This window comes from Jannaschia seosinensis, from assembly GCF_001408515.1.
Classification (GTDB): domain Bacteria; phylum Pseudomonadota; class Alphaproteobacteria; order Rhodobacterales; family Rhodobacteraceae; genus Jannaschia; species Jannaschia seosinensis.
Genome location: NZ_CYPR01000183.1, coordinates 1 through 7,807, shown reverse-complemented (window position 1 = coordinate 7,807; position 7,807 = coordinate 1). Strand labels below are relative to the sequence as shown.

General features: G+C 63.7%; 6 protein-coding genes and 2 pseudogenes. 6 read left to right on the top strand and 2 right to left on the bottom strand.

What is annotated here, in order from left to right; all coding sequences use genetic code 11:
- Window positions 1-223 precede the first annotated feature (223 nt).
- Window positions 224-1,312 carry an IS4 family transposase gene (locus tag JSE7799_RS13650; RefSeq protein ID WP_055664096.1) on the top strand — a complete coding sequence of 363 codons (1,089 nt, stop codon included), beginning with the start codon at window positions 224-226 and terminating at the stop codon, window positions 1,310-1,312.
- A 161-nt stretch (window positions 1,313-1,473) separates the two neighbouring features.
- Here JSE7799_RS13650 and JSE7799_RS21395 read toward each other — a convergent pair whose 3' ends face one another.
- Window positions 1,474-1,689 (bottom strand): hypothetical protein, encoded by a 216-nt coding sequence (locus tag JSE7799_RS21395; RefSeq protein WP_144431713.1) that lies wholly within the window; start codon window positions 1,687-1,689, stop codon window positions 1,474-1,476.
- Window positions 1,690-1,817: 128 nt separating this feature from the next.
- Between JSE7799_RS21395 and JSE7799_RS13640 the strand changes: the two are divergent.
- From JSE7799_RS13640 to JSE7799_RS13625, 4 genes and pseudogenes are all read left to right on the top strand, one after another.
- Window positions 1,818-3,301: pseudogene (locus tag JSE7799_RS13640) on the top strand (IS3 family transposase); the annotation flags it as partial.
- A gap of 342 nt (window positions 3,302-3,643) precedes the next feature.
- A complete protein-coding gene (locus JSE7799_RS21390; RefSeq protein ID WP_222101769.1) occupies window positions 3,644-4,195 on the top strand; it encodes a transposase in 552 nt (183 codons plus the stop codon).
- Window positions 4,196-4,236: 41 nt separating this feature from the next.
- Window positions 4,237-4,785 carry a hypothetical protein gene (locus JSE7799_RS21385; RefSeq protein ID WP_222101768.1) on the top strand — a complete coding sequence of 183 codons (549 nt, stop codon included), beginning with the start codon at window positions 4,237-4,239 and terminating at the stop codon, window positions 4,783-4,785.
- An 80-nt stretch (window positions 4,786-4,865) separates the two neighbouring features.
- On the top strand, window positions 4,866-5,717 hold the full coding sequence (locus JSE7799_RS13625) for an IS256 family transposase (RefSeq protein ID WP_055664101.1): 852 nt from the start codon (window positions 4,866-4,868) through the stop codon (window positions 5,715-5,717).
- Window positions 5,718-5,769: 52 nt separating this feature from the next.
- Here the strand turns inward: JSE7799_RS13625 and JSE7799_RS13620 are convergent, their stop codons facing one another.
- A complete protein-coding gene (locus tag JSE7799_RS13620; RefSeq protein WP_055664100.1) occupies window positions 5,770-6,966 on the bottom strand; it encodes an IS256 family transposase in 1,197 nt (398 codons plus the stop codon).
- Window positions 6,967-7,111: 145 nt separating this feature from the next.
- Between JSE7799_RS13620 and JSE7799_RS13615 the strand changes: the two are divergent.
- Window positions 7,112-7,438: pseudogene (locus JSE7799_RS13615) on the top strand (transposase); the annotation flags it as partial.
- Between the last annotated feature and the right edge of the window lie 369 nt (window positions 7,439-7,807).

The following is a 7,807-nucleotide window of genomic DNA, read 5'->3' as shown; positions in this document are numbered from 1 at the left end:
GGGGTGACAGGCGGGGCGTGGAGCACGTAGACTGGGTCATGGCGGAGGTCGTCCTGCTGAAATCTGAATCTTTGGCGTCGATAACCAAAAAATACAGAGTTTCAGACGGTTACGCAACCTCCGCCGCCTTCTCCAGACTACACGACACAGCCGTTTTTGGGGTGGCCGAGACCGGCAAGANGGATTCTTCTGGTGGACTCGACCTCGCCAAAGGAACGGTCCCTTGAATATCCGTGCTCTCGCCGATCTCCAGAAAACGCTAACTCCGCATGTGCCGTTGGGCAAGTCACGGCTCGAGACGCTCTGCATGATCCTGCTTGGCATGATCAGCGCCCGAACGGTGAACCTGACGCATATCGCGAGCGAGCGGCCAAGTCGCGCCATGGTTGCATCGACCTATCGCCGTCTGCAACGCTTCTTCCAACACGTGTGCCTGCCCGAGGATTGGAGCGTGGGCATCGTGATCTCGCTGCTCGGCAACCCTCGCCCTTGGCATCTGTGTCTTGACCGCACCAACTGGAAGATCGGCAAGACCGACGTTAACGTCCTCGTGTTGGCCGTCATCACGGCCAGGTTCCGTGTCCCGTTGATGTGGACCATGCTCCCGCATTCCGGCAACAGCACGACCGCTCAGCGCATCGCGCTGATGAAGCGGTATCTCGCGTATTTCGACGCCTCAACCGTTCGGATGCTGCTGGCGGATCGCGAGTTCATCGGCCAGGAATGGTTCACTTTTCTCGTCGAGCAGGAGATCCCCTTCGCGATCCGCATGAAGGAGGGCCAGATAGTCCGTACCAACGGCCGCGAGCTGAACCTGCGCTCCCTGCTGTCACGGTGCAGGGGTGTGCGGGGCTTCACGGCCGTCCTGCCTGGCAGAGCGAGTCACCCTGACCTCGAGCTCCACTTCGGTGCGCGCCGTATCAAGGGCGGCGAGCTTCTCGTGGTGGCTTCGCCCTATCCAGCCACTGGCGCGCACATCCTGCGGCAGTACAAGAAGCGCTGGCTCATCGAGTGCCTGTTCGCCGACAGCAAGACGCGGGGGCTGAACCTGGAGGACACCCGCCTGACGCTCGCGTCCAAGTTGTCTCTGCTCATCGCCATAACCGCTATTGCCATCGCCCTCATCTGCCGTGCTGCAGCCCAGCTCATGGGACACAAATACCCCGCCCGGAAGAAGCACGGATACTGCTCGAAATCCTGGTTCCGGACCGGCTTCGATGAGGTCCGACGATGGATGCGGTCCGGTCCCGAAACGCCTCTCGTCGCCCGAAATCTCGTCGTCCCGAGACGGCTGCGGGTGGGAGTCGTGTAGTCTGCAACACCGTCTAGAAATAGCTAGTACGGGTTGAAATGCTTGGTTTCCTGAGGTTCGCATTAATGGAAAGGGAGTCTCATGTACTGTTGAGTCATCTCTTCGATGTGACCTTGGTCTGCGTATTTTGTTCAGGCCGAAGAAGATTTTTATCAATTTCTTTAGCCCTGCATTTGTTGTGGGGCTAATCGGATCGCTGCATTCGCATCGGCCGCGAGCGCGTCGTGAACAACTTCGACGCAGCGCAATCCTGCGTCATTCGATGAGCCGACTCGAATTGTGACGGCGATGCCATGGTGTTCGCCATCTGGCAAAACGTCGAGGCGTCGCAGGAGCAGCGCCTCTTCTGCGCGAAGAGCGGCGGTTTCTCGTTGCATTGCCGCGAGGCCCCCTCTGTCAGGGAAGTTGTCGCCCGCACTTGCACTAAAAGTATCCACTGAGGCGGGCGGGACAGGACGACGAATTGGCTTACTCACCTGAACGGAAGGCTGCGGTGATCGGGAAGATGCTGCCGCCGAACAACATGCCCTTGGGCCGGCTGGCCAAGGAGGAAGGGATCAGCGTGGCGACGCTTGCGAAGTGGCGGGCTGAGGCGCGGGCGAAGGGGCAGTTTCTACCCGACGCCAAGGCAGGTCCGGAGGGCTGGAGCTCCGAGGACAAGCTTTCGGCGGTGATCGAGACGGCGTCACTGAATGAAGTGGAGCTTGGCGAATATTGTCGGCGCCGCGGCATCTACCCCGATCAGCTGACTGTCTGGCGGGAGGCCTGCGCGCGGGCCAACGACTGGGAACGAGCGGCGTCCCGCCAGATCGCGCGGGAAACACGGGACGCCAACAAGCGGGTGCAGCAGCTCGAGCGGGAACTGGCGCGCAAGGAGAAGGCGCTGGCCGAGGCCGCCGCGTTGATGATCCTGCGAAAAAAGGCCGAGGCGATCTGGGGCCCAGAGGGAGGCGCGGAGGAATGACGCCTGCTCACGATCGCCGACATGTTGCAGCCCTCATCGACGAGGCCGTATCAGCCGGAGCTCGGTTCACAGCCGCTTGCGCTGCCCTTGGCCTGAACCCACGCACGCTCCAGCGCTGGCGGGATCCGGTCGGCGGGATCTGCGAGGACCGTCGTCCGTCTGCGGACCGGCCGGCGCCGACAAACCGGCTCAGCGAGGCGGAACGCGACAAGATCGTCGCCACCTGCAACGCGCCGGAGTTCGCCAGCCTGCCGCCCAGCCAGATCGTGCCTCGGCTGGCTGACCGCGGCGACTACATCGCGTCGGAATCCAGCTTTTACAGGGTGTTGCGCGAACGCGGCCAGAACCATCGCCGCGGTCGCGCGCGTCCGGCCACGCGCCCCAAGCCGCCCACCAGCTTCGAGGCGAAGGCGCCGTGCCAGGTCTGGAGCTGGGATATCACGTGGCTGCCCGGGCCGATCGCCGGCACCTTCTTCTACCTCTACCTCATCGTCGATATCTTCAGCCGGAAGATCGTCGGCTGGGAGGTCCATGACCGCGAGACCGCCGACTTCGCCGCCCTGGTTCTCAAGCGTGCGGTATGGTCCGAGAAGTGTCTCACCAATCCCTTGGTGCTGCATGCCGACAATGGCAGCCCCATGAAGGGCGCAACGATGAAGGTGACGATGGAGCGGCTCGGCGTGACCGCGTCGTTCAGCCGACCCCGGGTCAGCAATGACAATCCGTTCTCCGAGGCCCTGTTCCGGACCTGCAAATATACGCCCGGTTGGCCAACCCGCGGCTTCGCGACGATCGAGGAGGCGCAGATCTGGGTCCAGACCTTCGTCACCTGGTACAACACCGAGCATCGGCACAGCGCCATCCGCTTCGTGACACCCGACCAGCGCCATCGTGGCGAGGAAAAGGCGCTGCTGGCAGAGCGCCACCGCGTCTACCAGATGGCCCGCGCCGTACACCCGGAACGCTGGTCAGGTCAGACCCGCGACTGGCAGCCCATCGGCTCGGTCTGGCTTAACCCCGAGCGACCCGATGCCGGGCGCAGAGGCCATGGGGCTGCCGACGCGCTCCCCCATCAAGCTGGCGGCGGCGGCCCCATGGCCGGCCCAGCCGAGAACGCAGCGTGAAAACGAGTGCAGGCGACAACTACCTTGACGAACACCGGTCTCCAGCAGGTAGAGATGGCAAGAGCCCTTGTTCTTGTAGGAGCCGACACCGCCACCATTGGCGTCGTCGAAAGCTTCGATGCGGGCGACCATTTCATCGTACAGCATGCGCAGATCATACATGAGCACACCTCAAGATGCGTGATTCACTTTGCCGCGGGCCCCTGACTTGCATGGTGATCGGCGAGGGATTCGAAGCATGGGATGCAGCAACATTCCACCTCCCCGCCGCCGACAGGCGTTCCGGTTCCCCAGATCCTGCGCGATTGGCTGCAGGAGCTGCGAATGTGCTTTACAGCTCCCAGCTGGGAACACGTGCTTGTTCTGGTCATGGGTGCAGTGCTGGCACCGGGCAAGCGCACCGTCAGCGCCTGCCTGCGGATGACCGGGCGTGCCGAGGCGCAGAATTTCTCAAGCTGTCATCAGCTCCTCAACCGTGCCCGGTGGAACACCCACGCCATGGCGCGGCACCTGCTGAGCATGGTCGTCAACCGCCTCGTGCCGGAGGGCCCGGTAGTCATCGGGATGGACGACACCATTGAACGCCGGTGGGGGCGCAGGATCACAGCACGCGGCATCTATCGCGATCCCGTCCGCTCCAGCCACGGCCATTTCGTCAAGGCCAGCGGACTGCGCTGGTTGAGCTTCATGGTGCTGACGCCGGTCCCGTGGGCGGGTGCCGTAAAGGCCCTGCCGGTCTTCCCCCTGCTCGCCCCGTCACCAACCTTCACCGGGGACGCAGACACAAGCTGCTGACCGACTGGGCCCGCCAAGGGGCGCTCCAGCTCTGCCGCTGGTTGCCCGACCGCGACATCGTCTTCGTCGGCGACAGCAGTTTCGCCGTCCACGAACTGGCCCACGCTATCACAGGCCGGGCAACGCTGATCAGCCGGCTCCGGCTCGATGCCAATCTCTTCGCGCCCCCTCCCGAGCGCAATGCGCGCTCCGTCGGCCGTCCGGCACAGAAGGGCCCGCCGTTGCTCAAGTTGAAGACCTTGCTTTCAGATCCCGCTACGCCATGGCACAGAATGACCGTCTCCTCATGGTATGGCCGCAAGCAAGGGAAAACGCTCGAGATCGCCTCGGACACCGCACTCTGGTATCGCCCCGGCACGCCGCCCAAACCAATCCGCTGGGTGCTTGTCAGAGACCCTGAAGGCAAGCGGGCCCCGCAGGCCTTCTTCAGCACCGACACCGCCCGCGAGCCAGCCGACATCATCGCACCCTTCGTCCGCCGTTGGGAGGTCGAGGTCACCTTTGCAGAAACCCGCGCGCATCTCGGCGTCGAAACCCAAAGGGGTACTGTACCCTCAGGTCTGGAAATTCGCTTGAGACGCGGGGCGTGAGCTCGTGCTGGGGCGCCTCCAGCACAAGCTGCCCATTCTGGTATTCCATGGCCTTGCAACACAACCATGGAGAAGAACGAATGGACAGGCGGAAGGATACGGCGCTTGAGGCGGTCTTGGAACAGTTGATCGAGCACGGGCCCGGCGAGATCGCATCGGTGTTCGCGCGGGCTTTCGAGCTGGCGATGCAGATCGAACGGGAGCGGTTTCTCGGCGCGAGCCATTATGAGCGCACGCCCGAGCGTCACGGCTATGCCAACGGCTACAAAGCCAAGCGGATCGACACGCCTGCGGGCACGGTGAGCGTGCAGGTGCCCAAGACTGCCGGGCATGGGGAAGAGCCGTTCTATCCGCAATCCCTCGAGCGCGGGCGGCGGTCGGTTCGGTCCGTCATGCTGGCGGTGGCCGAGATGTACGTCAAAGGCGTCTCCACGCGTGACGCCGAGGCTGTCATGCGCGAGTTTGGGATCGAGAGCCTGTCGTCCTCGCAGGTCAGCCGGGCTGCCAAGCTGCTCGACGACGAACTGGAGGCATGGCGCAACCGCCCTCTGGGCCAGGTAAAGTACCTCATCCTCGATGCCCGGTACGAGAAGATGCGCCACGGCGGGGTGGTGCGCGATGCTGCCGTGCTCTCGGCAATCGGCATCGGCCCGGACGAGCGGCGGCGTGTTCTGGGCGTTTCCGTGGCCCTGTCCGAGGCCGAGGTCCCCTGGCGGGGCTTCTTGGAGAGCCTGGTCGCCCGCGGCCTGCGCGGCGTCGAGTTCATCGTTTCGGATGACCACTCAGGGCTGCGTGCTGCCCGGCGGGCTGTTCTTGGCGGCGCCACGTGGCAGCGCTGCCAGTTCCATCTCGCGCGCAACGCCATTCATCACGCTCCGAACGTCGAGAGCCGCAAGCGCATCGGAGCCGAGCTGCGCACCGTGTGGAGATAGTGCCCCATTGCGTGGTGTAGGAGCGCCGACCTTCGGAGAGGTCCGAAGCTGATCAGGTGGCCACGGTGGGCAATCTGACGTCTGCATTGTCGGTGACGCGCGCGAGGCTTTCAAGCGACATGTACCGCCGGGCGATTGTACATTCGTCGTTTGTCTCGAGCATCAGAGCGCCGACCAGGCGAATAATGGCTTCGTCGTTTGGAAAGATCCCGATGACATCGGCGCGCCGCTTGATCTCGCGGTTTACTCGCTCGATTGGGTTCGTGAATGCGATCTGGGTCCAATACTCGCGCGGGAAGTCCATGTAGGCCAGGACGTCGTCGCGGGAGGCGTCCATGAACGCGCCGAGCTTTTCCTGCTTCTCGCGAAGCGCATCCGCGACCACTTCCCACTGGGCTTCGGTCTCGGCCTTTGTCTCCTGCGCGAAGATCGTCTTCAGCATCGCCGCCACCGCCGTACGCTGCTTGGCCGGGGCATGGGCAAGCGCATTGCGCATCCAGTGAACGCGGCAGCGCTGGTGGGTCGCGTCGAACACCCGACGCGCAGCCGCCCGCAGCCCCTTGTGATTGTCGGCAACGACCAGCTTCACGCCCCGCAGGCCGCGATCGGCCAGCGAGCGGAGAAAGCCGGTCCAGAACGTCTCGGCCTCGGAAGGGCCGGTGGCCACGCCCGGCACCTCACGTTTGCCGTCCTCGTTCACCGCAATGGCCACTATCGCGGCGCGGCTGACAATGCGCCCGCCGTCACGCACCTTCAGGTACGTGGCATCGAGCCAAAGGTAGGGCCACTCGCCCTCCAGCGGCCGCGACAGGAACGCGTTCACCCGCTCATCGATCTCACCGCAGAGCCGGCTGACCTGGCTCTTCGACATGCCGCCAGCGCCCATGGCCTTCACCAGGTCGTCCACCGAGCGCGTCGAGATGCCTTGCACGTAAGCCTCCTGGATCACAGCCACGAGTGCTTTTTCGGCTGTCCGACGCGGTTCAAGAAAGCTCGGCAAGTAGCTTCCCTTCCTCAGCTTCGGGATCTCCAGCGATATCCGTCCGGCGCGGGTGTCCCAGTCCCGCTCGCGGTATCCATTTCGCTGAACCTCACGCGACGGCGAACGCACGCCCTTTGCTACGCCAGTTCTGGTCTCAATCTCCGCTTCCATGATCCGCCTGGCCGCGAAAGCCAGCATCTCGCGCACGAGATCGCCATCGGCCTCCTTTTCAACCAGCTCAAGCAGCGCCATTCTGTCGTCGGTCATCGTCGTCTCCGTTCTTGGTTTCGAGTCTCGCAACCCGAACCTTCTCGAAGATCGACGGTGACCACCAGCGTCACACCCGGCCGCGCGCTACGCTACGCCAAGGGCTTCGCCCGCGGCCTCCTACACCAACCGCTGGGACACTATCCGCGGCCAAGCCGAGAACCACATCAAGGCGTGGAAAACCCATCTCGCATCAGACCGGACATCATGCTCGAAGGCGAACGCCAACCAGATGCGCCTGATGCTGCACGGCTGCGCCTACTGGGTCTGGTGGAAGCTTCGCGCGGCTTGCCCAAAACGTTCACCATGGCGCCGCGCCCAGTTCGACACGCTGCGGCTGCATCTCGTCAAGCTGGCCGCCACCATCGTCGAAAAGAAGACCCGGATCATCGTGACCCTGCCGGCATCGTGTCCCCGAAAGGGACTTCTCCTCCTTCTCTTCGACGCCCTCGCCCCACCGAAAACAGCCTGACGCATGCGCCCCGACAAACCCCGAAACATCAACCCGTATCGCCCAAGACCCAAGTCACCGGCCGGCATGCCAACCGGACGCAAACACCGGGTGCGCGCAAGAAAACCGAGACCGGGGAAACCATCCCACGGAGCACAAGTCCGCAGCTTCATGAATTATGCGGGTTAACAAGACCAGCGCCCGGACTGCGGCCATGCAGCGCCCTGTGCGTGCCGGCGACGCAAACCCTCTCGGCGCGTAGGCACAGACAGAAAGACATCCGGAACACAGCGATCAGCTATGGAGAGACTGATGCGCAAGACCATTCTGGCAAATGCCGCTATGCTCGGCCTCGTCGGTGCCGTCGCCGCGCAGGAGGCGTTGAAGCTC

Excerpts from the sequence above, each read along its gene's own strand:
- JSE7799_RS21390 (WP_222101769.1), top strand. The coding sequence starts at position 3,644 with ATGCAGCAACATTCCACCTCCCCGCCGCCGACAGGCGTTCCGGTTCCC.
- JSE7799_RS13625 (WP_055664101.1), top strand. The coding sequence starts at position 4,866 with ATGGACAGGCGGAAGGATACGGCGCTTGAGGCGGTCTTGGAACAGTTG.
- JSE7799_RS21395 (WP_144431713.1), bottom strand. The coding sequence starts at position 1,689 with ATGCAACGAGAAACCGCCGCTCTTCGCGCAGAAGAGGCGCTGCTCCTG.
- JSE7799_RS13620 (WP_055664100.1), bottom strand. The coding sequence starts at position 6,966 with ATGACCGACGACAGAATGGCGCTGCTTGAGCTGGTTGAAAAGGAGGCC.